At 71.6% G+C, this 25,855-nt stretch carries 21 protein-coding genes and 4 pseudogenes; 12 read left to right on the top strand and 13 right to left on the bottom strand.

What is annotated here, in order from left to right; genetic code table 11:
* Positions 1-91 precede the first annotated feature (91 nt).
* Positions 92-673: a biotin transporter BioY gene (locus tag ACZ5NH_RS41140; RefSeq protein WP_388634577.1), complete on the bottom strand. Its 582-nt coding sequence runs from the start codon at positions 671-673 to the stop codon at positions 92-94.
* Between the two features lie 247 nt (positions 674-920).
* Here ACZ5NH_RS41140 and ACZ5NH_RS41135 point away from each other — a divergent pair.
* The 3 genes and pseudogenes from ACZ5NH_RS41135 to ACZ5NH_RS41125 form a co-directional block, all read left to right on the top strand.
* Positions 921-1,046: pseudogene (locus tag ACZ5NH_RS41135) on the top strand (TauD/TfdA family dioxygenase); the annotation flags it as partial.
* A 125-nt stretch (positions 1,047-1,171) separates the two neighbouring features.
* The gene (locus ACZ5NH_RS41130) at positions 1,172-2,560 is read left to right on the top strand and encodes an amino acid permease (protein WP_468782966.1); all 1,389 of its coding nucleotides are present in this window, start codon (positions 1,172-1,174) and stop codon (positions 2,558-2,560) included.
* Between the two features lie 200 nt (positions 2,561-2,760).
* Positions 2,761-3,018, top strand: coding sequence for a cupin domain-containing protein (locus ACZ5NH_RS41125; protein WP_468782964.1), 258 nt, complete (start codon positions 2,761-2,763; stop codon positions 3,016-3,018).
* A gap of 134 nt (positions 3,019-3,152) precedes the next feature.
* On the opposite strand, the pseudogene ACZ5NH_RS41120 reads toward ACZ5NH_RS41125, so the two are convergent.
* Both ACZ5NH_RS41120 and ACZ5NH_RS41115 read right to left on the bottom strand, forming a co-directional pair.
* Positions 3,153-3,452, bottom strand: a pseudogene (locus tag ACZ5NH_RS41120) (histidine phosphatase family protein); the annotation flags it as partial.
* 248 nt (positions 3,453-3,700) lie between these two features.
* Positions 3,701-4,012: pseudogene (locus tag ACZ5NH_RS41115) on the bottom strand (histidine phosphatase family protein); the annotation flags it as partial.
* 106 nt (positions 4,013-4,118) lie between these two features.
* On the opposite strand from ACZ5NH_RS41115, the gene ACZ5NH_RS41110 reads away from it, so the two are divergent.
* On the top strand, positions 4,119-4,568 hold the full coding sequence (locus ACZ5NH_RS41110) for a DUF3887 domain-containing protein (RefSeq protein ID WP_468782962.1): 450 nt from the start codon (positions 4,119-4,121) through the stop codon (positions 4,566-4,568).
* Here ACZ5NH_RS41110 and ACZ5NH_RS41105 read toward each other — a convergent pair whose 3' ends face one another.
* Entirely contained in the window at positions 4,569-4,709 is a 141-nt protein-coding gene (locus ACZ5NH_RS41105; RefSeq protein WP_468782960.1) for a hypothetical protein, read from the bottom strand. It lies immediately after the preceding gene.
* Positions 4,710-4,847: 138 nt separating this feature from the next.
* Positions 4,848-5,498, bottom strand: a complete 651-nt coding sequence (locus ACZ5NH_RS41100; protein WP_450985887.1) for a mycothiol-dependent nitroreductase Rv2466c family protein — start codon at positions 5,496-5,498, stop codon at positions 4,848-4,850.
* A 139-nt stretch (positions 5,499-5,637) separates the two neighbouring features.
* Between ACZ5NH_RS41100 and pepN the strand changes: the two genes are divergently transcribed.
* From pepN to ACZ5NH_RS41080, 4 genes and pseudogenes are all read left to right on the top strand, one after another.
* Positions 5,638-8,223: an aminopeptidase N gene (gene pepN / locus ACZ5NH_RS41095; RefSeq protein WP_468782958.1), complete on the top strand. Its 2,586-nt coding sequence runs from the start codon at positions 5,638-5,640 to the stop codon at positions 8,221-8,223.
* 207 nt (positions 8,224-8,430) lie between these two features.
* Complete coding sequence (locus tag ACZ5NH_RS41090; protein WP_468782956.1) at positions 8,431-9,480, top strand: hypothetical protein; 1,050 nt, start codon at positions 8,431-8,433, stop codon at positions 9,478-9,480.
* Between the two features lie 161 nt (positions 9,481-9,641).
* Entirely contained in the window at positions 9,642-10,451 is an 810-nt protein-coding gene (locus ACZ5NH_RS41085) for an SGNH/GDSL hydrolase family protein (RefSeq protein ID WP_451556594.1), read from the top strand.
* Positions 10,452-10,487: 36 nt separating this feature from the next.
* Positions 10,488-10,856, top strand: a pseudogene (locus ACZ5NH_RS41080) (GNAT family N-acetyltransferase); the annotation flags it as partial.
* On the opposite strand, the gene ACZ5NH_RS41075 reads toward ACZ5NH_RS41080, so the two are convergent.
* The 6 genes from ACZ5NH_RS41075 to ACZ5NH_RS41050 form a co-directional block, all read right to left on the bottom strand.
* Positions 10,806-12,173 carry a glycosyltransferase gene (locus ACZ5NH_RS41075; RefSeq protein ID WP_468782975.1) on the bottom strand — a complete coding sequence of 456 codons (1,368 nt, stop codon included), beginning with the start codon at positions 12,171-12,173 and terminating at the stop codon, positions 10,806-10,808. The pseudogene ACZ5NH_RS41080 and the gene ACZ5NH_RS41075 overlap by 51 nt on opposite strands.
* A 151-nt stretch (positions 12,174-12,324) precedes the next feature.
* Entirely contained in the window at positions 12,325-13,464 is a 1,140-nt protein-coding gene (locus ACZ5NH_RS41070; protein WP_468782954.1) for a serine hydrolase domain-containing protein, read from the bottom strand.
* Between the two features lie 94 nt (positions 13,465-13,558).
* Positions 13,559-15,307, bottom strand: coding sequence for a TIGR03767 family metallophosphoesterase (locus ACZ5NH_RS41065; RefSeq protein ID WP_468782952.1), 1,749 nt, complete (start codon positions 15,305-15,307; stop codon positions 13,559-13,561).
* A gap of 201 nt (positions 15,308-15,508) precedes the next feature.
* Complete coding sequence (locus ACZ5NH_RS41060; RefSeq protein WP_388634602.1) at positions 15,509-15,997, bottom strand: NUDIX hydrolase; 489 nt, start codon at positions 15,995-15,997, stop codon at positions 15,509-15,511.
* Positions 15,998-16,007: 10 nt separating this feature from the next.
* Positions 16,008-16,985 (bottom strand): pyridoxamine 5'-phosphate oxidase family protein, encoded by a 978-nt coding sequence (locus ACZ5NH_RS41055; RefSeq protein ID WP_468782949.1) that lies wholly within the window; start codon positions 16,983-16,985, stop codon positions 16,008-16,010.
* A 2-nt stretch (positions 16,986-16,987) separates the two neighbouring features.
* Positions 16,988-17,434 (bottom strand): VOC family protein, encoded by a 447-nt coding sequence (locus tag ACZ5NH_RS41050; protein ID WP_468782947.1) that lies wholly within the window; start codon positions 17,432-17,434, stop codon positions 16,988-16,990.
* 109 nt (positions 17,435-17,543) lie between these two features.
* Here ACZ5NH_RS41050 and ACZ5NH_RS41045 point away from each other — a divergent pair, with 109 nt between their 5' ends.
* Both ACZ5NH_RS41045 and ACZ5NH_RS41040 read left to right on the top strand, forming a co-directional pair.
* A complete protein-coding gene (locus ACZ5NH_RS41045; protein WP_468782945.1) occupies positions 17,544-18,086 on the top strand; it encodes a CGNR zinc finger domain-containing protein in 543 nt (180 codons plus the stop codon).
* Between the two features lie 154 nt (positions 18,087-18,240).
* On the top strand, positions 18,241-21,537 hold the full coding sequence (locus ACZ5NH_RS41040; protein WP_468782943.1) for a S8 family serine peptidase: 3,297 nt from the start codon (positions 18,241-18,243) through the stop codon (positions 21,535-21,537).
* Positions 21,538-21,584: 47 nt separating this feature from the next.
* Here the strand turns inward: ACZ5NH_RS41040 and ACZ5NH_RS41035 are convergent, their stop codons facing one another.
* Together ACZ5NH_RS41035 and ACZ5NH_RS41030 are read right to left on the bottom strand one after the other, a co-directional pair.
* Positions 21,585-22,451 carry a hypothetical protein gene (locus ACZ5NH_RS41035; protein ID WP_468782941.1) on the bottom strand — a complete coding sequence of 289 codons (867 nt, stop codon included), beginning with the start codon at positions 22,449-22,451 and terminating at the stop codon, positions 21,585-21,587.
* A gap of 1 nt (position 22,452) precedes the next feature.
* Positions 22,453-23,010: a sigma-70 family RNA polymerase sigma factor gene (locus tag ACZ5NH_RS41030; RefSeq protein WP_388634762.1), complete on the bottom strand. Its 558-nt coding sequence runs from the start codon at positions 23,008-23,010 to the stop codon at positions 22,453-22,455.
* Between the two features lie 331 nt (positions 23,011-23,341).
* Between ACZ5NH_RS41030 and ACZ5NH_RS41025 the strand changes: the two genes are divergently transcribed.
* Both ACZ5NH_RS41025 and ACZ5NH_RS41020 read left to right on the top strand, forming a co-directional pair.
* Positions 23,342-24,361, top strand: coding sequence for an aspartate-semialdehyde dehydrogenase (locus ACZ5NH_RS41025; RefSeq protein WP_468782939.1), 1,020 nt, complete (start codon positions 23,342-23,344; stop codon positions 24,359-24,361).
* A 113-nt stretch (positions 24,362-24,474) separates the two neighbouring features.
* A complete protein-coding gene (locus tag ACZ5NH_RS41020; RefSeq protein WP_468782937.1) occupies positions 24,475-25,794 on the top strand; it encodes an RNA polymerase subunit sigma-70 in 1,320 nt (439 codons plus the stop codon).
* Positions 25,795-25,855 lie beyond the last annotated feature (61 nt).

Genomic DNA, 25,855 nt, shown 5'->3' with positions numbered 1-25,855 from the left:
AAGAGCTATATCGGCCTGCGGAACAGCCCCGATCATGCCCGTCGGTCATGTCGCTGCACCGGGAAACTCCAAGATCCCCGACAGAGTCAAGCTAGCGCTTGTTCGCGAACTTCCAGGCGGTGGGCAACGCGCCCATCGCCAGGGCGGCCTTGAGGGCGTCGCCGATCAGGAACGGGGTGAGGCCGAGCGCCACGGCCTGGGAGAGGGAGAGGTGGGCCGCGACGGCCAGGTAGGGCACGCCGATGGCGTAGATGATCGCCTCGCCGAGGAGCATCGTGCCCGCCGTACGCAGCGGCGAGCGGTCCGCGCCGCGCCGGGCCAGGGCGCCGACGGCGGCCGAGGCGAGCAGCATGCCGAGGATGTAGCCGAAGGAGACCGAGGCGGCGCCGGAGGTGCCGCCCGCGAACCACGGCACGCCCGCGACACCGGCGAGCGCGTAGAGGGCGAGGGAGAGGAAGCCGCGGCGGGCGCCGAGCGCGGTGCCGACGAGCAGCGCGGCGAAGGTCTGGCCGGTCACCGGCACCGGGGAGCCGGGCACCGGGACCGCCACCTGGGCCGCGAGGCCGGTGAGCACGGCGCCGCCGACGACGAGGGCCGCGTCGCGGACGCGGGACGCGGGGAGCAGATCGGCGAGGACTGCGCCGGGGCGAGCGATGGCGGTGGCGGTGCTCATGGGGACTCCGCGGGGTGGTGTGGGCACGTCGGGACATCGTGACGCTATCCCAGCGGGCACGCGCCGATCACCGTCGGCGCTCGACAAAGGGTCGAACGGCGTCTTCGTGACCTTCGAACAAAGGGTGCTGCTTACACGCGGTCAGGCGTGACGCCGGTCACGGAGGTAGGGACGCTCGGCTCACTCCGGTGCACCGCACCGCGACTGTGGAGTCCCGCCAAAGCCCTGTGGACTCGTCTCGCCCGTCGGGCGGCCGCGCCGACTGCACCGGGTGACCGTCGCCGGTGACGTCCCGGTCGGCATCGAGGGCAGGGAGAGCTACTCGATCGAGGGCGACGCCTCGTGCTGCACACCGGTGCTCACGACGGCGTAGCCGGTCTCTCACTCTCCGTACAGAGGGTGTCCGGATACTGGGCGGCTCCTTCGCCTGAGCGGACGGGCCGCCCAGACTGTCGGGGTTTTTGCCCGCCCATTGCCTTGCCCGGGAGATCCGCGCCCATGCCCACCAGCACGACCACCGAGACACGGCCACAGCACCAGGACGGCGGTGCTTCCCTCTCCCACGGCCTCAAGCAGCGCCATCTGTCGATGATCGCCCTGGGCGGCGTCATCGGCGCGGGTCTGTTCGTCGGCTCCGGCGCGGGCATCGCCGCCGCCGGCCCGTCCATCGTCGTCGCGTACGCGCTCTCCGGCCTGCTGGTGATGCTTGTGATGCGGATGCTGGGCGAGATGTCGGCCGCCTACCCGTCCTCGGGCTCCTTCTCCGCGCACGCCGAGCGGGCGATCGGCCCCTGGGCGGGCTTCGCCGCCGGCTGGTCCTTCTGGGTGCTGCTGTGCACGGCCGTCGGCCTGGAGGGCATCGGCGCCGCGCACATCGTCCAGGGCTGGCTGCCGGGCACCCCGCAGTGGATGTGGGTGGCCCTGTTCATGGTGGTGTTCTGCGGGGCGAACCTGGCCGCCGTGAAGAACTTCGGCGAGTTCGAGTTCTGGTTCGCCGCACTGAAGGTCGGCGCGATCAGCCTGTTCCTGATCCTCGGCGTGCTGGCCATCGCCGGTGTGCTCCCCGGCACGCACTCGCCGGGCACCTCCAACCTGAGCGACTTCATGCCGCACGGCAACCAGGGCCTGCTGGTCGGCCTGCTCGCCTCGGTGTTCGCCTACGGCGGCCTGGAGACGGTCACCATCGCGGCCGCCGAGTCCGAGAACCCGGTCAGGGGCGTGGCGTCCGCCGTCCGTACGGCCATGTGGCGGATCGCCCTGTTCTACATCGGCTCGATGGCGGTCGTGGTCACCCTGGTCCCGTGGGACTCCAAGGAGGTCGTGGCGAAGGGTCCGTACGTCGCCACGCTCGACCACCTCGGCATTCCCGGCGCGGGCCAGCTGATGAAGGTGGTCGTCCTGGTCGCCCTGCTGTCCGCGATGAACGCCAACATCTACGGCTCCTCGCGCATCGCCTACTCGCTGGTCGAGCGCGGCCAGGGTCCGAAGGCGCTGGTCAGGCTGTCCGGCGGGGTCCCGCGGATCGCGGTCCTCACGTCCTGCTTCTTCGGTTTCGTCTGCGTGCTGCTGAGCTACTGGCGACCTGACGACGTCTTCCCGTGGCTGCTCAACATGATCGGCGCGGTCATCCTGGTGGTCTGGATCTTCATCGCCGTCTCCCAGCTGCTGCTGCGCCGCCGTATCGAGCGCGAGGCCCCCGAGAAGCTGGTCGTGCGCATGTGGGCGTTCCCCTGGCTGACCTGGGTCGCGCTGGCCGGCATGGTCACGATCTTCGTCCTGATGGCCCGCGAGCCGGACACCCGCGTCCAGCTCTGCTCCACCGGCGCCATGACCCTGTTCCTGGCAGCCGTGGGCTACCTCCGGCAGCGCGTCCGCGCCAAGCACTGACGCTCCCACGGACAGAAGGCCCCCGCGTACGACACACGCGGGGGCCTTGCCGTTGCCGCAGGTTCCGGATTGTGGAGGCCGCGGGCAGGAAGGACGGTTGTCTCGGGACCCTCGGTGCACACCGGCCCATTCCTGGAGGCCCGATCGCTCACTGTGCTGCAGTCGGCGAAGCCGCCGTCCGTTCCGGAAGGGGCGGAGCGATGACGGTTCTCGTCGAGTTCCCGCCCGGCGATCCCGGCACCCCTCCGCACCGGCACTCCGGACCTGCTTTCGGCTCCATGCTGGAGGGCGAGATGCTCTTCGAGCTGGAAGGCGAGCCGGAGCGGGTGATCAAGGCCTGCGAGACGTTCTGGGAGCCGGGCGACGATGTCATCCACTACCAGGACGGGAACAACCGGACAGTGTCGGAACAACCGGACGGATTCCTGGAGCCGTTTCCTCGTCACCATGCTGTGTGAGCCGGGTCAGCCCATGCTCACCCTGGTCGACGACGAGGAACCGGCCCGGCGGCGACACCTGCGAGCGCCCCGTCCCGGCGCACGATCCACCGGTGAAGGGCACCGCCCCGGTCCTCGTCGTCGACGCGTTCCCCTTACCCGCAGGGCACGTTCAGCGACAGCAGCGCGGTGTGCTCGCCGTCGACGCGGATCTCGCTCACCGCCGCGTTGCGCAACTTCGGGAAGAACCGGCGGTATTCGGCGAGCGGAATACCGAGCATCGAGCACAGCACCAGCCGCAGCAGGGTGTTGTGCGCGACGACCAGGACCCGCCCGCCGGGGTGGGCGGCGGCGATGCGGCGCAGGGCGGCGCTTCCGCGCCCGGCCGCCGCGCGGGGGTCCTCGGCGCCGGGGAAGGGATGCGCCACCGGGTCGGCGCGGAACGCGTCCGCCGCCCAGGTCCTGTCGTCAAACTCCCGCCGTCCGCCCGGAGGGCGGGCCTCGCGGCGTCAGGTGCGTGCTCTGGGGGTCCCCCCGGCCGAAGGCTTGGGGAGTGCCGGGCCCTGGCCCTCGTACTGGGCGTACTTGGGCCCGGGCCCGGCGCGGCGAGTGGGGGTGCCCCCTTTGGGGGAGCGTGCATGGCGTCGCGGGGCTGGGGGCACCGCCCGGCCGAAGGCTGGGGGAGGGAGTTTGACGACAGGGCCTCGGGGTTCCGCGCCGCGAACTCGGCGAGCGTACGGCCCTCCACCACCCCGAAGTCGCATTCGCGCAGGCCGGGTTCGCGGTGCGGGGTGAGACCGAGGGCCCGGCAGGCGGGGTCGGCCGTGGCGATCGCCCGGGACAGCGGCGAGGTCCAGGCGGCGTCCACCGGATGCGCGGCGGCCCACCTTCCCAGCGCCTCGGCCTGGGCGTATCCGGTGTCGGTGAGCGCGACATCGCTGACTCCGGCATACCGGTTCTCGGCATGCCAGACGGTCTGTCCGTGGCGGGCGAGGAGCAGGGTGGCGGAGGTCATGGGCAGCAGTGTCCCCGCGGGCTCACCGCGGCCTCCCCGCGGTCCGGAGGCCCTGGTGGCGACCGTCCGGCATGCGAGGTGCGGGCGGGGGGCGCACGATGAACGCATGTCCGACAAAGACTTCGCACGCGGCGGCGGGCGGCGACTGGTCCGGGCAGCGGCCATCCTCGCGCTCGCCGCATCAGCGCCGTGGCCGGCCGCCGGTTCCGCGCAGGCCGCGCCCGACCACGACACCATTGCCCTGCAGACGCTCGACGACATCGTCAAGGGCGACTACAAGGCCGCCACCGCCCACTTCGGCGCTGACCTGCGCAAGCACCTGCCGCCGGAGGGGCTCGAGGATTCGTGGAAGCACTACCAGGACGAGTTCGGGCACTACAAGTCGCACCAGAAGCCCAAGGACGTCAAGTCCGGCCGGTTCACCGTGGTGAGCGTGCCTCTGCGCATGGCGAAGAGCGCCGGCGAGTTCCGCGTGACCTTCGACAGGTCCGGTGCCATCGTCGGCCTGTTCTTCCTCAGGCCGGGCGTGCCGATCCCGAAGTCGATGCCCGCTTGATCACCGCTTCAGCCGCGCCGGCGCATGCGCCGCCACCGCCCCCGGCAGCCACCCGCGCCGCTCCAGCTCCCCCACCAGCCGTGCGTACGGCTCGGCGAACCGCGCCGTACGGCCGGGCCGCGGCTCGACCGTCGTGGCCACGCGGGCCATCGACTGCCCAGCAGGTGCAGGGATCAGCGGCGCGACAGGCGGTCGTGCACGACCCGGACGAGGAGCACCTGGAGAGGTGCGCGGAAGGGGTGAGCGGGCCCGGAGCCGACCGGGCCCGCTCACCGCGCCTCACAGGTTGCTGAAGTCCGGCCCCTGCGTCCTGGTGCGCTTGATCTCGTAGAAGCCCGGTACCGAGGCCACGGCGATCGTGCCGTCCCACAGGCGGGCCGCCTCCTCGCCCTTCGGGGCGGGGGTGACGACCGGGCCGAAGAAGGCGATCTGCTCGCCGTCGGGGCCGGGCACCGCGATGACGGGGGTGCCGACGTCCTGGCCGACCTTCTCGATGCCCTCCTTGTGGGAGGCGCGCAGCTCGGCGTCGTACGCGAAGTCCTGCTGCTCGGCGTAGTCGATGAGGTCGGCGGGCAGGCCGACGTCCGCGAGGGCGCCGGCGATGGCCTCCAGGGTGGGGCCCTCGCCGTTGTTGTGGATGCGGGTGCCGAGCGCGGTGTACAGCGGGCCGAGGATGTCGTCGCCGTGCTTCTGCCAGGCGGCGGTGACCACGCGGACCGGCTGCCAGGCCTTGGTCGCGAGCATCTCCCGGTACTCCTCGGGCAGCTCGTCCAGCCTGTTCTCGTTGAGGACGGCGAGGCTCATGATGTGCCAGCGGACCTCGATGTCCCGGACCTTCTCCACCTCCAGCACCCAGCGGGAGGTCATCCAGGCCCAGGGGCACAGCGGGTCGAACCAGAAGTCGACGGGGGTCTTGCCGGACTCGGACATGGCTCTCCTCAGCGAAAGACTCTTTTCAACCCTCAACGACCTCCTCGCGACCCGCATTCCCTGCTGACCCCTGTCAGGGGCACATGGCAGGATCGGTCCTGTTCAGCCTCATCCACGCGATCACAAGGGAGTGCCGTCCGTGCCCGGTGAGAATCTGTCCCGTGACGAGGCCCGGGAGCGGGCCGCCCTGCTGTCCGTCGACGGGTACGACGTGTCCCTGGACCTCAGGTCCGCCGTCGGCGACGGGGGCGGGGACGGCGAGCCGCGCACGTTCCGCTCGGTGACCACGATCCGCTTCCGCTGCAACGAGCCGGGCGCGGCGAGCTTCGCCGATCTGATCGCGCCGAGCGTGACCTCGGTGTCGCTCAACGGACGGGACCTGGACCCGGGCGAGGTGTTCGACGGCGCGCGGATCGCGCTGGAGGACCTGGCCGCGGAGAACGAGCTGGTGGTGGACGCGCAGTGCGCCTACTCCCGCACCGGTGAGGGCCTGCACCGCTTCGTGGACCCCGAGGACGGCGAGGTCTACCTCTACACCCAGTACGAGCCGGCCGACGCCCGCCGGGTCTTCGCCGACTTCGAGCAGCCGGACCTGAAGGCGCCGTACCGCTTCGAGGTGCGGGCGCCCGAGGGCTGGACGGTGTGGAGCAACGGCGCGGGTGAACTCGCCGACGGGGTCTGGCGGTTCGCGGAGACCAAGCCGATCTCGACGTACATCACCTGTGTGGTGGCGGGGCCGTACCACTATGTGACGGATTCCTACGAGCGGGTGTTCGAGGACGGCACCAAGCTGGAGATCCCGCTCGGCGCGATGTGCCGCAAGGGGCTCGCCCCGCACTTCGACGCCGACGACGTCTTCCTGGTCACCAAGCAGGGTCTGGACTTCTTCCACGACCACTTCGACTACCCGTACCCCTTCGGGAAGTACGACCAGGCGTTCGTGCCCGAGTACAACCTGGGCGCGATGGAGAACCCGGGTCTGGTGACCTTCCGCGAGGAGTACATCTTCCGCGGCAAGGTGACACAGGCGTCGTACGAGGCGCGGGCGAACGTCGTCCTGCACGAGATGGCGCACATGTGGTTCGGCGACCTGGTCACCATGGAGTGGTGGGACGACCTGTGGCTGAAGGAGTCCTTCGCGGACTTCATGGGCACGTTCGCGAACGTGGGCGCGACCCGCTTCAAGGACGCCTGGATCACCTTCGCCAACCGCCGCAAGGCCTGGGCGTACCGCGCGGACCAGCTGCCGTCCACGCATCCGGTCACGGCGGACATCCGTGACCTGGAGGACGCCAAGCTGAACTTCGACGGCATCACCTACGCCAAGGGCGCCTCGGTGCTCAAGCAGCTGGTGGCGTACGTCGGCCAGGACGCGTTCCTGGAGGGCGCGCGGCGCTACTTCAAGCGGCACGCCTACGGCAACACCCGGCTCGGCGACCTGCTGTCGGCGCTGGGCGAGACCAGCGGCCGGGACATGTCGGCGTGGGCGCGTTCGTGGCTGCAGACGGCCGGGGTGAACTCGCTGACGCCGCAGGTGCTGCTGGACACGGAGGGCCGGGTGGCCGAGCTGGCGGTGGTGCAGGAGGCGCCGGAGTCGCATCCCGAGGAGCGCCCGCACCGGATCGCGGTGGGGCTGTACCGGCGTACGCCGGAGGGCGCGCTGGAGCGGTACGCGCGCGTGGAGACGGATGTGCACGAGCCGCGCACGGTCGTCGCGGACCTGGCGGGCGCCGAGGCCCCGGAGCTGGTCCTGGTCAACGACGACGACCTGACGTACTGCAAGATCCGCTTCGACGCCACCTCGCTGGCGACGCTCAAGGAGCACCTGGGCGCGCTGACCGACCCGCTGGCCCGGGCGCTGTGCTGGTCTGCGCTGTGGAACATGACCCGGGACGCGCTGCTGCCGGCGCGGGACTTCATCGGTCTCGTGCTGCGGTTCACGGGCCGCGAGTCCGACATCGGGGTGCTGCAGATGCTGCACGCGTGGGCGAACTCGGCGCTGGTGCACTATGCGGCGCCGGAGTGGCGGCAGACCGGTGGTGAGCTGCTGGCGCAGGGCGCGCTGCGGGAGCTGGAGGCGGCCGAGCCGGGCAGTGAGCACCAGCTGGCGTGGGCGCGTTTCTTCGCGACGGTGGCGTCCGGCGAGACGGACCTCGCCCTGCTGAAGCGCCTGCTGGACGGCGTGGAGAGCATCGACGGCCTGGAGGTGGACCAGGAGCTGCGCTGGGCGTTCCTGGAACCGCTGGCGGCGCACGGCGTGGCCGACGAGACGGTCCTCGCGGCCGAACTGGCCCGCGACGACACGGCGTCCGGCAAGCGCCACCAGGTCCGCTGCCTGGCGGCACGCCCGTCGGCGGCGGTCAAGGCGCAGGCCTGGGCGCAGGTGGTGGAGTCCGACGCGCTGTCGAACGCGCTGGTGGAGGCGACCATCGCGGGCTTCGGCCGGCCCTCGCAGCGGGAGCTGACGGCGCCCTACGCGGAGAAGTACTTCGCGGCGATCGAGCGGGTGTGGCGGGAGCGGTCGATCCAGATCGGCATGGACGTCGTACGGGGCCTGTTCCCGGCGCTGCAGGACCGCCCGGAGACGCTCGAGGCGACGGACGCGTGGCTTCAGGCGCACCGGGACGCGGCGCCGGCGCTGCGCCGGCTGGTGCTGGAGGCGCGGGACGACCTGGCGCGGGCGCTGCGCGCACAGGAGTGCGACGCGACGGCCCTCGGCGACTGACCTTTGGCCTGAGCTTGGGTCGCCGGTGACCGTTACGGAATTCGGTCAATGTGACCCGTAACCCCTGGTCCGCACCCGATCGGACCAGGGGTTTCCCGTCCCTACTCGGCACCCGAACACCTGACCTTTATTCCGTGCTTGTCCGCATTTTTCGACGACCGTGTAACAGCGGTTAAAGATGGGATGGGGCGCGGGAATCCCGACGCCATGACGCACAACACCCCGCTCTCCCCCCGCCCCCTCAGCCACCTCTCCCAGGTCCACCGCCGGGTCCTGACGGAGGCTCAGCTCCGCTCCCGCGGAGTGACGGCGGCCGAGCTGACCGAGCAGTGCCGCCCCGGCGGACCCTGGCGGCAACTGCTGCCGAACGTGGTCCTCCTCCACCCCGGCCCTCCGACGAGCGAGGAGCGTCTGCACGGGGCGCTGCTGTACGCGGCCCGCGAGTCCGCGCCTGGCGTCCCGGCCCAGCCGACGGCCGAGGAACCGCACCGCCCGGTCTACGCCGACGCGGTGATCACGGGCCTCGCGGCCCTCACCCTCTACGGCTTCTCCGCCACCCCGCCGCTGCTCTCCCTGGACCACGTCGACGTCCTGGTCCCCCGCCTGCGTCGAGTGCGCTCCACGGGCTATGTCCGCATCCTGCGCACCCCCGACCTGCCCGCGCCCAACGCCGTGACGGGCCTGCCGGTGGCACCGGTGCCGCGGGCGCTGGCGGACGCGGTGGCGGAGCTGACGGACGCGGAGGCGGTACGGCGGCTGCTGACCGAGGCGGTGCGCGGCCGCCACTGCGAACCTGCCGCCGTCGTACGGGAGTTGACTCAGGCGAAGCTCCTGAAGCGCCCGCACGTGGTGGACGCGGTGGACTCGATCGTGGCGGAGGGCCGCTCGATCGCCGAGCACCGCCTGTACCGGATGGTCGGCGAGTACGGCCTGCCCGACCCGGTCTGGAACGTCGACCTGCGGCTGCCCGGCGGCCCGCACCTGGGCGGCCTGGACGCGTACTGGCCCGACCAGGCGGTGGCGGTGGAGCTGGACACCCGGGCGCCCCGCCAAGGCCATCGGCAGGACGACGACGCCCTCTGGTCCGAATACGCCCGCAAGCGCGAGCACCTGGAACGCCTCGGGATCACGGTCGTGTACATCACGCCCAGGAAGCTCAGGGACGTGATGGAACAGCAGGCGGCGGTGGTCCGCACGGCCCTGATGGCCTCGGCCGACCGCGACCCGGCCGCGTATGTCGTGGTGCTTCCCCGGTAGTGACGGAGCGGGATGCATCGAGAGGGCCGGGGGGAGCCCTCAGGAGGGGAGAGGAGGGGCCACCGGGCGATTCCGGGGGCCCCTCCTCGTGCGTCCCGCCGCTTCACCCGAACGGACGAGCCGCGCGGGCGGCACGAGCCTGGCCACGAATGATGAGAGGTATGCGACACACCCGGACAGCCGCGTCGGCGGCGTCCCTCCTGCTCGCCACGGCCTGCCTCGTCGCCGCCCCCGAGACGGCACAGGCGGCGCCCCGTACGGCGGCCGTGGGCTTTGTGGCCCTCGGTGACTCCTACTCCGCCGGGCTCGGTGCCGGCGCCTATCTCCCCACCGGCACCAACTGCAAGCGCAGCGGCCGGGCGTACCCGGTGCTGTGGGCCTCGGCGCACAAGGTGGCGGCCTTCGCCTTCGCCGCGTGCAACCACGCCCGGACGAGCGACGTCCTGTCCGGCCAGCTCGGCAGGCTCGGCCCGGGCACCAGGCTGGTGACCCTCACCGTCGGCGGCACCGACGCGGGCTTCGTCGGCGTCATGACGACCTGCGCACTGGGTGGCACCTCCCGCTGTCTGTCGGCCGTCGCCGCCGCCCGCGCCACGGTGGACAGGTCCCTCGGGGACAGCCTCGACCGGCTCTACTCGGCCATCCGGGACCGGGCTCCCGCCGCCCGTGTCGTGGTGCTCGGCTATCCGCACATGTACCACCTCAGAGGCACCTGTGAGATCGGCCTCCAGGACACCGCGCGCGCCGCCATCAACGACGGTGTGGATCACCTCGACGCGGTGATCGCCCGCCGCGCCGCCGCGCACGGGTTCGCCTTCGCCGACGTCAGGGCGGCCTTCGCCGGCCATGAGATCTGCTCCAGGACCCCCTGGCTGCACAGCGTCGACCTGCTGGCCCCCACCGAGTCGTACCACCCCACGGCACCGGGCCAGTTGCTCGGCTACCTCCCGGCCCTCGACCGCGTCTCCTGACGGGGTCCTGACAGCCCCAGCCCTACGCTCTGGTTCATGTCTGCCGAATCCGTGACCCTGCGCCCGGTGAACGAGGACGATCTGCCCCTGCTGGAACGCTTCCTCAGCGAGCCCGAGACGGCAGGGCCCTTCCAGTGGTACGGGTACGCCGACCCACGGCGGTTCCGGCAGCGCTGGGCCGAGAACCGGCTGCTCGGTGAGGACGGCGGCCAGTTGATCGTCGCGGCCGGAGCCGGGCCGCTGGGGTTCGTCGCCTGGCGCAAGGTCGTCGTCTCGGCCTCCACCTACTGCTGGAACATGGGCGCCCAACTGCTGCCCGAGGCCCGTGGCCGGGGCATCGGCACCGGGGCCCAGCTACAGCTCGTCCGCTACCTCTTCGCCCACACCCCCGTGATGCGCATCGAGGCCGACACCGAGGCCGAGAACATCGCCGAGCAGCGGGCCCTGGAGAAGGCCGGGTTCACCCGCGAGGGCGTACTGCGGGGCATCGTCTTCCGGGGCGGCCGGTGGCGCGACGGCGTCGCCTACAGCGTGCTGCGCCACGACCCGCTGCCCACCGACGTGTGAGGCGTACACCTCGTCGAGCAGGGTGGCGTAGGCCGCGATCATGCGGGTGCGGCTGAACCGCTCCCGGGCGGCCTCCAGGGCCGGGGCCAGTTCCGTACGGCCGGCGGCCGCCGCGGACCAGGCCAGCGCGATCGCGCCCGGGTCCGGCGGGGTGACGAAGCCGAGGCCCTCGACGATCGACGCGCTGTCGCCGACGTCGGTCGTCACCGGGACCGCGCCGCACATCATGCCCTCGATCAGGCACAGCGGCGCCGCCTCGCCGGAGACGGAGGTCAGGGCGACGACGTCGGCGGTGGCGTAGACGGCCGGCATGTCGTGCCGTACGCCGAGCAGGTGCACCCGGTCGGCGAGGGAGGGCGCGTCCGCGAAGGCCTCGGCGAGGTCCGCGCGCAGCCCGGAGTTGCCGGGGGTCATCCCGGCACCGCACATCAGCACGTGCCCGCCGCCCTCCCGGGCCAGCCAGGCGCGGGCCGCCCGGAGCAGCAGGGGGACGTTCTTCATCGCGGCGTAGCGGGCCGCGAAGACGACCACCGGCGCCCGGTCCGCGATCCCGAGGGAGGCGCGCAGGGCGAGCCGTGCGGCCGGGTCCGGGCGGAAGCGGAGCAGGTCGACGCCGTTGGGGATGACGTGCAGCAGCCGGCTCGGGATGCCGGCGGCCTCGTAGGCGGCCCGGGTGGACTCGGCGCAGCACACGCACGCGGCCACCGTGCCGTCGGCGATGGCGGCCTTCAGCTCGTCGAGCGCGGGTCCCTGGTTCTCCGGGTCGGAGCGGTGCAGACAGACCACGACCGGGCGGCGGGGCAGGCCGGCCTGGTTGAGCAGGGCCAGCGGCTGCTCCTTCAGGGAGAGGATCACATCCGCTCCGGCCATCGACCGGGCCGTTTCGGCCAGCTCGGGCCCGCTGAAAACGTTCGCCGCGAGCGAGCCGTCCACGAGGCCTGCGCTGCGGCCGAGCGAGGTGACGCCGACCCCGCCGCCGGTGAGCCCCCGGTAGCAGTGGTCGTCCTCCATGCGCTGCCGGGTGGCCTCGCGATGGACCTCACCATGGATGCTGAGCACCTGGTGGGACTGGCCGCCCTCGGCCAGTCCCAGTACGACGTCGCTGTGCACGATCCGGGCTCCTCCGGAGAAGAAGCCCTCGTAGACCGAGAGCACACGCAGTCCGTGCCTCGCGCGCACGCGACCACCCGCCTTGCATAAATGATCGAGAAGATCGAGCCATCCCCGTCCAAAGCGGGTTAGCCGATATGAGGCGGTACGGACATTGCGTCCGCGTTAACACGGAATGACGTCGATGAAACGGTGACTAACAGAATTCCCCTTCGGCGACCGCGCGCCCGTCGCCGGCCCAGTCCCCGTTGGAATTGAGGGCGAGGGAATGCCGGCCGTCCTCGGTCGTGATCGCCATCGATACCGAGCCGTGGATGCCGCCGTCATGGCCCCACACCTGAACACCGCAGCTCAGCGGGGTTTCCATGAGGCCGAGGCCATAGCGTCCCGGGTAAGCGGAGTCCTTGATCTCGACCGTGGTCTTCATTTCCTTCAGCTGGTGCGGCGGAAGGATCTTCCCGCCGAGCAGGGCGCCGTAGAAGCGGTCGAGATCGGCGGAATTCGAGATCATTTCACCGGCCGCGGAGGCCAGGGACGGATTGAGGGCCGTCACGTCGTACACCGGACCCTTCGGGTCGGTGAATTTCGAGTAAGAGCGGCTGCTCGGGTGCGGGACGGTGACCGTCGTACCCGGCAGCGAGGTGGCCCTCAGGTGCAGCGGGCCGATGATGCGCCGGGTGATCTCGGTGGCGTACGCGTGTCCCGTCACCTTCTCGATCACCATGCCGGCCACGACGTAGTTGGTGTTGGAGTAGTGCCAGGAGGTGCCCGGCGCGAAGTCCGGCCTGTGGCGCATGGCGACGGCCACCAGCTCGCGCGGGGCGAGGGTGTCGTAGCGGTGCCGGCGGAAGCCGTCCTCGGTGAAGTAGGCGCGGTCGAAGCCCGCGTCCTCGGTGTAGTTGTAGATGCCGCTGGTGTGGTTGAGCAGCTGCCGTACGGTGATGTGCCGGCCGTCGTGACCGTGCCCGCGGACGACGCCCGGCAGCCACTTCTCCACCGTGTCGTCCAGCGACAGCCGGCCCTCCGCCTCCAGCTGGAGCAGGACGGTGGCGACGAAGGTCTTGGTGATGCTGCCGACGCGGTAGCGGTCGGCGGTGGAGCGCGGCCTGCCGGTGCCGAGGTCGCCCACGCCGGCGGTGGTGGACCAGGTGCCGTGGCTGTCCTCCGCGGTGGCGGTCACCCCGGGCACACCGGCCGCGACCAGCGCCTCGACGGCCTTGCGCGTGACGGTGTGCCCGCCCTCGGGCCGGCCGCCGGTGGCCGCGACGGCAGGCGCCGCCAGGGCTCCGGCGAGCAGCAGGGCGGTGGCGCCCACCAGGGTCGTGCGTACACGCATGTCTTCCCCCAACCTGTGATGTCAGTGCGGTCGGGGGAAGAAACCGGTGCCGGATGCCCGAAGGTTGCCTGCCGCTCGGCCAGTTGACTGTCTTTCAGCCCTTTTTCAGCACCAGCTCGGCGTTCCGGTCGGCCGCGCTGCCCGCGAGGGCCTTGTTGGCGCCGGGGGCGTTGAAGGCCAGCTCGCGGTAGAGGGCGGCGAGGCCGGTCTGGGAGAGGTCGGCGAAGTCGGTGCGGTGCGGGGCGGCGGACTCGATCAGGGTGGTGAACACGGAGATCGTGCCGTCCTTGTTGTCCACCAGCTCGATGATGCGGGCCAGGTGGGGGTAGTCGACGTGGGAGGCGGTGGAGATCTCCCAGAAGGAGCGGCCGCCGGAGGCCTGGTGCGGGGTGATGACGTTCTTGTGGATGTGGCCGTTCACCCAGGCCAGCACGTTGGCGTGGGCGGACAGGACCGAGATCACCTCGGCGCCGCTGTGCCGCCTCTCGCCGGGGCGGGCCGGGTCGGGGCGGGTGTTGTCCATGGTCTTGCTGGTGTGGTGGCTGAAGAGGACGGCGTAGGAGTCCCTGTTGTCCTTCAGCGTCCTGTCCAGCCAGTTCAGCTGGGCGGTGCCGATGGAGCCCTCGTAGTGGCCGCCGGCGTCGGTGGTGTCGAGGCTGATGCCGATGACGTCGTCGGAGATGCGGAAGGCGTAGTACTGCGTGCCCGCGTCGAGGTTCGCCGAGGAGTAGCCGTGCCCGACCGGGCCGAGGCCCTGGTGGGCGGGGTCGAGGTGGGCCTTGAGGTAGTCGGCCTGGGTGTAGGGGGCGCGCTTCTCGTCCGGCGTGACCGAACGCATCGAGCGGGCGTGCGCCTTGAGGAAGTCCCGGTAGCCGGTGCCCTTGGGGTCCTTGGCGTACTTGATGGCGTCCTGGAGCTTGTGGGCGTCGGCGGCGGAGACGCTGAACAGCTTCTTGCCGGCGATGGCCGCCTCGGCGAGGTAGGGGTCGCCGTGGGAGCCGTAGCAGCCGAGCGGGAGGGCGTCGTGGTTGCCGACGGTGGAGTACCAGGGCAGCTTCAGGCCGGGGCTGCGCACCTCGCGGATCGCGGCGGCCAGGAAGCCCTTGAGCTGCGGGAAGCCGAGCGCCTTGTCGCCGTCGCGGAGGGCCGAGTCGGGCTGCCAGTACAGCTTCAGACCGCTGCTCTGCACACCCTCGTAGTGCTTGGGGTCACCGGAGTTGGGGGTGATCCGGCCTCCGCTCATCACCTTCATGAACCACTCCAGTTCGGAGTGGGCGTTGTTGTCGGTGTTGTCGCCGGTGGTCATGACGAAGTGGAGCGGGGCGCCGGTGACGGGGGCGCCCCTGAGGGCGTTGACCCGCTCGACGAGCGAGACGGCGCCGGGCACGGTGAGCGCCTCGTGCGGACGCCAGGAGTGCACGTCGCGGGAGCGCATGTACTCGAGGCGCAGCGGGTGCTGGACGTCCTGCAGATGCAGGTCGGTGAACTGCACGAACGCGGCGAGAGCGGTACGGCGGCCCGCCCGGCCCGACTTGGGCGCGGCCAGCTCGCCGCGCACCACCCGGCCCCAGCCCGGGCCGTCGCCGAGCCGCCGGTAGCCGGAGCTGTTCCGGGGTGCGGCCACGGAAGCGAGGGTCGTGCCCTTGGTGTAGGGGGCGAGCGCGGCCGCCGCGGCGGCCTGCCGGGACTGCGCGACCGGTGCCTCGGTGGTGGCGGCCTGGCTGTCGGCGGGGCGGAGGACGTAGCCGACGCCCGCGGAGAGCGAGACCGCTCCGGCGGCGGCGAGGACGGTACGGCGGTTGACCTCCAGGGCGGAGGCGGCGACAGAGCGTATGCGCGACATTGGCGCGATCTCCCCGAGTGCGAACGCGTCGGCAGTGGTCGCGGGTCGTCGCTCGCGCGAACAGCGCGCTCGCTCTGGATCGTTGGCACCGGCGGTGACCTGCGCGTGAACGCGGCGGCAACGCGCAGCGCCGATCACCGGACGTGGATCACGGGGTACCGGTCGCGGCCATGGGGTGGATTGCGGGTCGCCGGGGTGCGGTCACTCCTCGTTCATCTCCTGGGGTACGGGAGGGGTCTCGGCGGTGAGACGACCGTTCGCGGGGCGTTCCCGCCAGAGCCGCAGCGCGCGGTCGACCAGGGGCACCCGGTTCAGGTCCGGTACGACCGAGAGGTCCCGCCACGCGGCGAAATCGGTGGAGCCGCCGATCTCGTAGCGGAGTTCACCGCCGACGACCTCTCCTTCGTACACGAGACGCAGGGCGTGGTGGTCGGTACGACGACGGTGGCGGCGCCGGGCCAGGGCCGGCCGGAACGAGTCCACGCCGAGGAGACCGGTCACCTGGATGCGGTAACCGGTCTCCTCCATGACCTCGCGGCGGACGGTGTCGTACGGGTCCTCGCCGTGCTCCATGCCGCCACCTGGCAGCACCCACTCGGGGACTCCGCCGGGCCCGGGTGAGCGGGCCAGGAGGATCTGTCCGTCACGGACGCACACGGCGTAGGCCGCCACCCTCAAGTTCCGTCGCATTCCTTGGACGTTAGCCCGGAACGTCCGGGTTCGCCGGTGAATATTCGGGGGCGGACCAGCGCAGCGGCAGGGCGGCCGGGGTCCACAGGGCCTCGGTGAGGGTGAAGCGGACCTTGCGCTCGCCGGCCGCCGTGAACTCGGTGTGCGCCTCGCCGGTGAGCTGGAGGGTGGTGCCGGTGGTCCAGTCGAGGAAGAGCAGTCCGGCGCGGGGGTTGCCGCGCAGATTGCCGAGGGTGAGGAACATGGCGTTGCCGGGGTAGTCCGGCCAGGTCAGCCGGTGCGGCGAGGTGACCTGGACGAAACCGGGATTGCCGCCGCGGTGGCTGACGTCGGCTCCGCCGGGGTGTGCGGTGGCCATGAAGAAGGTGTCGGCCGAGCCGATGAACTCCGTTGCTCGCGGGTCGAGTTCGGTCAGCCTGTGAGGGCTGCCCGGGGTGCGGTCGGCGAGTGTCTCGTAGGAGTTCCTGCGCTGGATGTACTTGGGGCAGTTGGAGAACACCTGGTCGGCCTGGACGGCGAACCCGCGGACGGTCGGTCGCAGCCGGCCGTTGAGGCGCATGCGGCGGCGGGTGCGGGGGTCCAGGGCGATGGTTCCGATATGGGTGCCCTGGCTTTTCAGCGCCGCGGTGAGTGGGTCGCTGATGTCGTTGTGCGGGTGCGGGTCGTCGTTGGTTGCTCGCGCAGTTCCCCGCGCCCCTTCAGGCCGGCTGCCCGTCCCCCCGTCAGATCCTTGCCCGGTTCCAGTCACAACCGACATCTGCCTCGGGCCCGTCGCCCGGACGAAACCCGGTGTCCCCGTGAGCGCCGACGCCCACACCCGTCCCGTCCCCGGGTCCGCCGCTCCCACCACCAGCAGGGGCTGGAGTTCCAGGAAGGCCGCCGCGATCGGCTTGATGTCCTGGCCGAGGGAGCGGCCCACGTGGTCGGCGCGGTCGCGGACGCCCAGCAGTTCCTGCACGGCGAGCGAGCCCGCGTGATAGGTGCCCATGGCTAGAAGAAACCGCAGGTCGGGGCGTCCGAGTGGGGCGCCGGGGCGCCGTCGGGGCCGAGGGGGGCGGCGATCTCCAGGCGGATGCCGTCCGGGTCGTGGAAGAAGATCCCGCCGGAGGTGCCGCCCTCGCGGTGGGCGACCACGCCGTCGTAGGCGAAGTCCGCTCCGGCGGCCCGCAGCGCGGTCTCGTACTCCCGGACGCGGTCGATGGAGTCGGCCGTGAAGGCGAGGTGGTGCAGCCCGGGGCGGGCGCCGTCGTACGACCCCTGCGCCTGCTGCCAGAGGGTGACGAGCGGGGCGCCGCCGGCCTCCCCCAGCATCGCCCAGCGCTGGTCGTCCTCCTTGCCCTCGGCGAGCAGGGCGAAGCCGAGGAGGTCGCGGTAGAAGGCCAGCGAGCGGTCGAGGTCGGTGACGTTCAGACCGGTGTGCGCGATGCGCGGGGCCATGGCTCTTCCCTTCGAGATGTCTAACCGTTGTTATTGAGATTAGACAGTTAGAGATGGATCGGTCAACCGTTCACGTACCCTTGAGTGGTTAGATGAGAAGGAGTGCCCGATGTCCATCGCCCGCGACCCCCGCCCGCTCACCGGCGAGCCCCTCGCGCTCGACCTGCTCAACACCCGGTGGAACCGGGAAGGCGTGACCCAGGACCTGCTCGACGGCACCGACGGCCTGGCGGTGTGGCTGGCGAGCAACGGGCTGGCCGGGGACCACGCGGCCGACCCGGAAGTGCTGGAGCATCTGCGCGAGGCGCGCGAGGCGCTCAAGGCCGCGGTCGACGGGACACCGGCGCAGGCCGCGCCGCTCGTGGACGCCGTACTGGCGCACGGACGGATCCGGGCCCGGCTGACCGTCGACGGCCCCGCCGAGGAAGCGGAGTTCGCCGATCCGTCATGGGGGCCGGCCTGGCTCGCCGCCCGCAGCTATCTGGACCTGATCACCCGGGCCCCGGAGCGCATCCGGACCTGCGCCGGCGGCAGTTGCATCCTGCACTTCCTCGACACGTCCCGGAACGGCACCCGCCGCTGGTGCTCGATGGCCGCGTGCGGCAACCGCGCGAAGGCGTCCCGGCATTACGCGCGCTTGAAGGAAAACTGACGGCATCACCGGCCATACGGGGCGAACAGCCGCATAGACATCGCGGGTTTTCCCCATACGTCGATATCGATTCGGTCAATGATCCCCAAAGGACTGCCCCTTGGGTAAAGCTGAGCGCTCTCGTCCGCTCAATTCCTTTACCTGAGGGATGCCGATGACCCACACGCCCGAGCGTGATCCCATACCCGGTCCGAGACGCCTGGCCCGCATGGCCGTGGCCGTGGGCGTGGTGGCCGCCCTGTCCGCGGCCGGGCCGATACCCCTGGCCCTCGCCGCGGACGCTCCGCCCATCCCGGCCGTCGACTCCGGCGTCAAGTCCGCCCACGACAAGCTCGGTTCGGACGACGCCGAGCTGCTCGCCGACGCCAAGGCCGACGGTGCCAAGAACGTCACGATGATGATCGCGACCGCCCCGGGACAGACCGAGCAGGTCGCCGAGGAGCTGGACGCGGTCAAGGGCGGCTCGGTGGGCCGTACCTACGACAAGCTCGGTTACGTCCGCGCCACCGTGCCGACGGACCGGGCGGACGCCGCGATCAGGGCCGCCGCCAAGCTCTCCTCGGTGCACGCCATCGACCTCAAGCAGGAGATCCCGCTCGACGACCCGGCGCCGAACGGCACCAACACCGCTTCGGTCACCGGCACTTATCCCGGTCCCGGCAAGAACACCCCGGCGAAGAACCCGTACAACCCCTCCTTCGAGACCGGCGCCGTCGACTTCGTCCAGGACCACCCGAAGTGGGACGGCCGGGGCATCACCATCGGCATCCTCGACTCCGGCGTCGACCTGGGCCACCCGGCACTGCAGAAGACCACCACCGGCGAGCGGAAGATCGTCGACTGGGTGACCTCGACCGACCCGATCGTGGACGGCGACGCCACCTGGCGGCCGATGATCACCGCCGTCTCCGGGCCGGGCTTCTCCTACGGCGGTGCGAGCTGGACGGCGCCCTCGGGCTCCTACGAGATCAGCACCTTCAAGGAGTCCGCCACCACCGGCGGCGACGAGAAGGGCGACCTGAACCGGGACGGCGACACCACCGACAGCTGGGGCGTGCTGTACGACCCGGCGGCCGGCACGGTCACCGTCGACCTCGACAACGACCACGACTTCACCGACGACACCCCGATGAAGCCGTACAAGGACGGCTACCAGATCGGGTACTTCGGCACCGACGACCCGAAGACCGACGTCGCCGAGCGGGTGCCGTTCGTCGTGCAGATCCGCAAGGACGTGCCGATGGACCCGTACGGCGGGTCCTGGGTCGGCAAGAAGGCGGACTTCGTCAACGTCGGGGTCATCGAGTCCGAGCACGGCACGCACGTCGCCGGCATCACCGCCGCGAACGGCCTGTTCGGCGGCGCGATGAACGGCGCGGCCCCCGGCGCGAAGATCGTCTCCTCCCGCGCCTGCACCTGGACCGGCGGCTGCACCAACGTGGCCCTCACCGAGGGCATGATCGACCTCGTCGCGAACCGCGGTGTCGACATCGTCAACATGTCGATCGGCGGCCTGCCTGCGCTGAACGACGGCAACAACGCGCGCGCCGAGCTCTACACCCGGCTCATCGACACCTACGGCGTCCAGCTCGTGATCTCCGCGGGCAACTCCGGGCCCGGCGCCAACACGATCGGTGACCCGGGTCTGGCCGACAAGGTGATCTCGGTCGGCGCGGCCATCTCCAAGGAGACCTGGGCCGCGAACTACGGCTCGGCCGTGGAGAAGAAGTACCAGATGATGCCGTTCTCCTCGCGCGGCCCGCGTGAGGACGGCGGCTTCACCCCGACGCTGGTCGCGCCCGGCGCCGCGATCAACTCGACCCAGACCTGGCTGCCCGGCTCGCCGGTCGCCGAGGCTGGCTACTCGCTGCCGGCCGGCTACTCCATGCTCCAGGGCACCTCGATGGCCTCCCCGCAGGCGACGGGAGCTTCGGCGCTGCTGCTGTCGGCCGCCAGGCAGAAGGGCATCGGCCTGACGCCGGCCGGGCTGCGTACGGCGCTCACGTCAACGGCCCATCACATCAAGGGCGTTCAGGCCTATGAGGAAGGCGCGGGTCTGATCGACATCGTGGACGCCTGGGAGTCGGTCAAGGACGGCGCCTCCGCGCACGACTACACCGTCAAGGCGCCCGTCGACACCGCGCTCGACCAGGCGTTGGAGAACCCGGGCTACGGCACCGGCCTGTACGACCGCGAGGGCGGTCTGAAGGCCGGCGACAAGAAGACGTACGACGTCACCATCACCCGCACCTCCGGCCCGGACCGGGCCGTGTGGCACGAGCTGAGCTTCGAGAACAACGCCGGCGGTACGTTCCGGCTCCTCGGCGGCGACCTCGTGCGGCTGCCGCTGAACCAGCCGGTGACCGTGAAGGTGCAGGCGGCCCCGGGGTCGGCGGGCATCAAGAGCGCCGTACTGGACGTCGACGACCCGTTCACGGAGGGGATCGACAAGCAGATCCTCACCACCGTCGTGGTCTCCACCCCGGTGCACCACACCTACACCGCGACGGACTCGGTGCAGCGCAACAGCACCCGGTCGTACTTCCTGACCGTGCCCGAGGGCGCGAAGTCGCTGGAGGTGGCGATCAACGGACTGAAGGACAAGAGCCAGACCCGTTTCATCGCCATCCACCCGTACGGCGTCCCGGTCGACAACACCGGCACCCCGTACTGCTACCCGAACTACCTGGACGGCAACGGCTGCAAGCCCGACGTGCGCTCCTACGCCGACCCACAGCCGGGCGTCTGGGAGGTGGAGGTGGAGTCCCGCCGTACGTCCCCGTTGCTGGACAACCCGTACACGCTGAACGTCTCCGTCCTCGGCGCGGCCTTCGACCCGGAGACCGTGACCGTGCCCGAGGCGAAGGCGGGCAGCCCGGCCGCCGTCACCTGGAAGGTGACCAACCGGTACGCGGCCCTGGACGGCAAGCTGGTCGGCGGCCCGCTCGGCTCGGCCAAGACGGCCCGCCCGGCCATCAAGCAGGGCGAGACCCAGACCACCACGGTCGACGTCCCGGCCGGCGCCACCTCGCTCGACGTCGCCATCGGGGGCGTCTCGGACCATGCGGCCGACCTCGACCTGACGGTGTACGACGCGAGCGGCAAGCAGGTCGCCCAGTCCGCCGACGGCGACTCGGAGGAGGCGGTGTCCATCCCGTCCCCGGCCGCCGGCACGTACACCATCAAGGTCGTCGGCTACTCCGTCCCGTCGGAGGCGACCGACTACGACTACCGGGACGTGTTCTTCTCCCCCACGCTCGGCAGCGTCGGCGTCGACGGCTCGACTCCGGTCAAGCTCGGCACGGACGACTCGGCCACGGTCGGCGGACAGGTCACGGCCGCCGCCGAGGCCCCGGCCGGCCGTGAGTTCTTCGGCCGGGTCCAGCTGGTGAACGCGCGCGGCACGGTCGCGGGCACCGGCAGCGTGAAGATCGAGAAGGTCACGCCGTAACGGAGCGGCTGGATTGAGGGGCGGGTGTCCGGTCGGGCACCCGCCCCTCACGGCCTGTCGGTGGGTGCCTCTTCGGCGGGGCAGGTCAGGTGCCGGGACTTGGGCAGCGCCTCGGTGATCCAGGCGCGGTTGACGGAGACACGGGTGTCGCCGACGGCCCACAGGCTCGCGTTCTGCTGTCCCGTGCCGACCTGGACGAGGACGTGCTGGCCCGTGCGCGGGGCCGGCTTCGCGCCGCCGTCGAGCAGAAAGCCGACCCGGGCCGGCCCGTGCGGGGGCTGGTACGCGGGCTTGTAGGAGCGGATCACGGTCAGTGTGATCCGGCTCCACGGGGACAGCTTCTGCGGTTCCACCGCGGTCACGGTGCCCTCCACGACCAGCCTGGAGCAGGCCAGGTCGAGTTCGGGGTCGGAGGGCCGCCCGCCGTCCCCGGAGTGCTTCGCCGCGGAATCGCCCGCGGTCTTGGCCGTGGAGGTGGCGCTGTTGCCGTCCGAGGCACCCGAGTGCGTCACCAACCAGCCCAAGCCGGCGACCACCGCGAAGGCGGTCGCCCCGGCGAGCGAGCCGAACGCGATCCGCAGGGCCCGGCGCGGTCCGGAGGGCCGGCCGGGGCGCGCGGGCCGCGGGGGGCGGCGCCCGGCACGCATCGGTCGCACGACTCCGCGAGGCCGCGGCTCCGGCCGGGGACTCCCTTCGGGCGCTGCCTCGATCTCCGTCGCCCGCTCCCCGGTCAGCGCCTCCGCCAGCCAGGTCAGCTGCTCCTTCAGCACCGCCACATCAGCCTCGGCCGCCCGGTGTTCGGCGAGGAAGCCGGGGTCCCGGAGGGCCTCCTCGGTCAGCGGTTCCCCGGTGACGGCGGCCATCAACGCGTCCATGCCGCCGTACTCCCCCGCGCTTTCGTGTCCGGCGGTCACGTCACACCACCTCGTCCTCGTGCAGACGGGCGCGCAGGGCGCGGACCGCCGTGTGCAGCCTGCTCTTGACCGTGCCCTCGGGGATGCCCAGCTCCTCGGCGATGGCCCGGACGGGCAGGTCGGCGAAGAAGCGCAGCACGACCACCTGCCGCTGGGCGGCGGGCAGTTCGTCCAGGCCCTGGGCGACGGCGAGGGAGAGCAGGCTGGTCTCCTCGCCGGAGGGGTGCGCGGGCTCGCGGAGCGCGGCCAGCCGCTCCCCCAGCCGGTCCCGACGCCGCTTGGCCCGGTGCCAGTCCATGGCGAGGTTGGAGGCGACCACCGCCGCCCACGCCGACACGTCCCGCGGCGCCTCCCGCCCGCTCGCGGTCCGCTCCAGCAGCCGCAGCCGGACCTGCTGCACCCCGTCCGGCAGGTCCGACTGCGGCACCCCGCCGAGCGCGAGCACCGCCCGCACCCGGCGTTCCTGGGCCGCGTCCAGCGGATCGTCACCGGCACGGCCCGTACGGTCCGTACCGGCGGCGTACGCCCCCGGATCGCGGCGCGCCCCTCCGCGCAGCACAGGCCACCCCCTCACGCGTTTGCCCCTACGACGCGGCAGCGGGCCCAAACGTTCGGACCGGTTTCCGGCGGTCCGCAGAGGCGTACGTCACATCGCCGTATGGCCGGAAACCGTACGGGCAGGCACGGGACAGCACAGCTTGCGGCCCGGGCGCCCGGCGGAGGGAATTTCTCCAGGTCAGCGAGGTGTTCGACGGAGGTACGGAACCGTCCGCCGGGTGATCGTGTCCCACTCCTCGGGCACGCCGCGCAAAGAATTGGACAGGTGGACCGGGGTCGGCCGCATGATGGAAAAGCCCCGGTCATGCACGAGACACAAAGAGGGAGTCACTGTGAGGGTCGGAATCGTCGGAGCCACCGGTCAGGTCGGCACGGTCATGCGCAGGATCCTCACGGAACGCGACTTCCCGGTGACCCAGCTGCGCCTGTTCGCCTCGGCGCGCTCGGCCGGCACCGTGCTGGACGGGGTGACGGTGGAGGACGCGGCGACCGCCGACTACGCCGGCCTTGACATCGTGCTGTTCTCCGCGGGCGGCGCGACCTCCAAGGCGCTGGCCGAGAAGGTCGCCTCCCAGGGCGCCGTGGTGATCGACAACTCGTCCGCCTGGCGCCGGGACCCGGACGTACCCCTGGTCGTCTCCGAGGTGAACCCGCACGCGGTCGCCGACCGCCCCAAGGGCATCATCGCCAACCCGAACTGCACCACGATGGCCGCGATGCCCGCGCTGAAGGTGCTGCACGAGGAGGCGGGCCTTCAGGCGCTGGTCGTCGCCACCTACCAGGCGGTGTCCGGCTCGGGTCTCGCGGGCGTCGCCGAGCTGCACGGCCAGGCGCAGAAGGTGGTCGCGGACGCCGACAAGCTGACCCACGACGGCGCGGCGGTCGACTTCCCCGAGCCGCAGGTCTACAAGCGGCCGATCGCCTTCAACGTGGTGCCGCTGGCGGGCAACATCGTCGACGACGGTCTGAACGAGACGGACGAGGAGCAGAAGCTGCGCCACGAGTCCCGCAAGATCCTGGAGATCCCCGACCTGCTGGTCTCCGGCACCTGCGTCCGCGTGCCCGTCTTCTCCGGCCACTCCCTCCAGGTCAACGCCCGCTTCGCCCGCCCGGTCTCCCCGGAGCGCGCGACCGAGCTGCTCGCCGGGGCCCCGGGCGTCGCCCTCTCCGACATCCCGACCCCGCTGCAGGCGGCCGGCCAGGACCCGTCGTACGTCGGCCGCATCCGCCGTGACGAGACGGTGGACAACGGCCTCGCCCTGTTCATCTCCAACGACAACCTCCGCAAGGGCGCCGCGCTGAACGCGGTCCAGATCGCCGAGCTGGTGGCGGCGGAGCTGTCCGCGAAGTAGGTCAGCCGTACCGGGGCGGTCACCGTGGTGTGGCCGCCCCTTTCCGTTGTCGCGGTGCTGGTGGAGACGGCGCCGGTGCGCGAGGATCGCTGCCCCGGAGTCCTGAGCGGGAGGTGGGCGTGGACACGTGCGCGGCCTGTGGCGGCTCCCTTCCGGCGCGGGCCGGGCGCCGGGGCCGTAGCTCGGTGTACTGCTCGGCGGCGTGCCGGCAGAAGGCGTACCGGGAGCGGCGTGGCGGGGACGGCGGTCTGGAGGAACTGCTCGACACCGTCGGGCGGCAAGCGCGGGACCTGGTGCCGAGGCCCGCCTCGGCGCTCTACACCGGGGTCACCGAACTCTCCGCGTCCGTCGCCCGGCTGCGGCGCATCGCGCGGATCGCGCACGAGGCCGCTACGGTTTCCGTCACCCCGGTCGCCGTTACGGAAACCGAAGGGGATCGCGTCACGCCGGTCGCCGTTACGGAGGCCGCGGGTCTCCTGGACGAGACCGCCTTCGCCGCGCTCACCGAATCGCACCGCCGGGAGATCCGCGCCCACTGCTACCGCATGACCGGCTCCTACGACGACGCCGAGGACCTGGTCCAGGAGACGTTCCTGCGGGCCTGGCGGGCCCGGGACGGCTATCAGGGCCGGGCGAGCGCCCGTACCTGGCTGTACCGCATCGCGACCAACGCCTGCCTGGACTTCCAGCGCCGTACCGCCCGCCGCCCGCAGGCTTACGAGCCGCTGCCCGGCATGGACCACGGCCCCGGCGAGCCACCGGCCCGTATCACCTGGCTCCAGCCGTACCCGGACGACGAGCTGCCGGAGAGCGCCGCGGAGTCGCGCGAGACCGTCGAGCTGGTCCTGCTGGCCGCGCTGCAGCACCTGCCGGCCCGACAGCGGGCCGCGCTCGTCCTGCGTGACCTGCTCGGGCTCACCGCCGCCGAGACCGCGCAGGCCCTCGACACCTCCGTGGCCTCGGTCAACAGCGCGCTGCAACGCGCCCGTCCGGCCCTGCGCGAATGTCTGCCCGCGAGTCGTACGGACTGGACGGCCGACCCGCCGACGGACGACCAGCGAGCCGCGCTCCAGCGGTACATGGCGGCCGCCGAGCGGCTCGACTTCGACGCGATGGCCGAGCTGCTGGCGGCGGACGTCACGCTGACGATGCCGCCCAACCCGTTCTGGTTCACCGGCCGCGAGGCGCTGCTCGCCTTCCTCCGCCCGAGCCTCGACCCGGCGTCGCCGATGTTCCTCGGCCACTGGCGCCACCTGCCCGCCCACGCCAACGGGCAACTCGCGGCCGGGGGTTACGTCCGCCGCCCCGGTACGAACGTCTACCGCGCCCAGGTCCTGGACGTGCTCCGCTTCGACGCCGCGGGCCGCGTCGCGGAGATCACCTCCTTCGAACCGCATCTGTTCGAGGCGTTCGGACTGCCGCTCCGGCTGTGAGCGATGAGCGCCGGGGGTGCCGTACGTCTGCATCGGTGAAACGGACACCACTTCCCAAGGA

It is taken from the genome of Streptomyces sp. NPDC031426 (genome assembly GCF_055581585.1).
The sequence above is the reverse complement of the archived record's forward strand: the minus strand, read 5'-3'. Positions and strand labels throughout refer to the sequence as shown.

Bases quoted from the DNA above. Each gene is read 5' to 3' on its own strand.
- ACZ5NH_RS41065 (WP_468782952.1), bottom strand. From the start codon at position 15,307: ATGTCGCGCATACGCTCTGTCGCCGCCTCCGCCCTGGAGGTCAACCGC.
- ACZ5NH_RS41090 (WP_468782956.1), top strand. From the start codon at position 8,431: ATGACGCACAACACCCCGCTCTCCCCCCGCCCCCTCAGCCACCTCTCC.
- ACZ5NH_RS41125 (WP_468782964.1), top strand. From the start codon at position 2,761: ATGACGGTTCTCGTCGAGTTCCCGCCCGGCGATCCCGGCACCCCTCCG.
- ACZ5NH_RS41100 (WP_450985887.1), bottom strand. From the start codon at position 5,498: ATGTCCGAGTCCGGCAAGACCCCCGTCGACTTCTGGTTCGACCCGCTG.
- ACZ5NH_RS41050 (WP_468782947.1), bottom strand. From the start codon at position 17,434: ATGGCCCCGCGCATCGCGCACACCGGTCTGAACGTCACCGACCTCGAC.
- ACZ5NH_RS41060 (WP_388634602.1), bottom strand. From the start codon at position 15,997: ATGCGACGGAACTTGAGGGTGGCGGCCTACGCCGTGTGCGTCCGTGAC.
- ACZ5NH_RS41070 (WP_468782954.1), bottom strand. From the start codon at position 13,464: ATGCGTGTACGCACGACCCTGGTGGGCGCCACCGCCCTGCTGCTCGCC.
- ACZ5NH_RS41055 (WP_468782949.1), bottom strand. From the start codon at position 16,985: ATGGGCACCTATCACGCGGGCTCGCTCGCCGTGCAGGAACTGCTGGGC.
- ACZ5NH_RS41140 (WP_388634577.1), bottom strand. From the start codon at position 673: ATGAGCACCGCCACCGCCATCGCTCGCCCCGGCGCAGTCCTCGCCGAT.
- ACZ5NH_RS41110 (WP_468782962.1), top strand. From the start codon at position 4,119: ATGTCCGACAAAGACTTCGCACGCGGCGGCGGGCGGCGACTGGTCCGG.
- ACZ5NH_RS41085 (WP_451556594.1), top strand. From the start codon at position 9,642: ATGCGACACACCCGGACAGCCGCGTCGGCGGCGTCCCTCCTGCTCGCC.
- ACZ5NH_RS41040 (WP_468782943.1), top strand. From the start codon at position 18,241: ATGACCCACACGCCCGAGCGTGATCCCATACCCGGTCCGAGACGCCTG.
- ACZ5NH_RS41045 (WP_468782945.1), top strand. From the start codon at position 17,544: ATGTCCATCGCCCGCGACCCCCGCCCGCTCACCGGCGAGCCCCTCGCG.
- ACZ5NH_RS41130 (WP_468782966.1), top strand. From the start codon at position 1,172: ATGCCCACCAGCACGACCACCGAGACACGGCCACAGCACCAGGACGGC.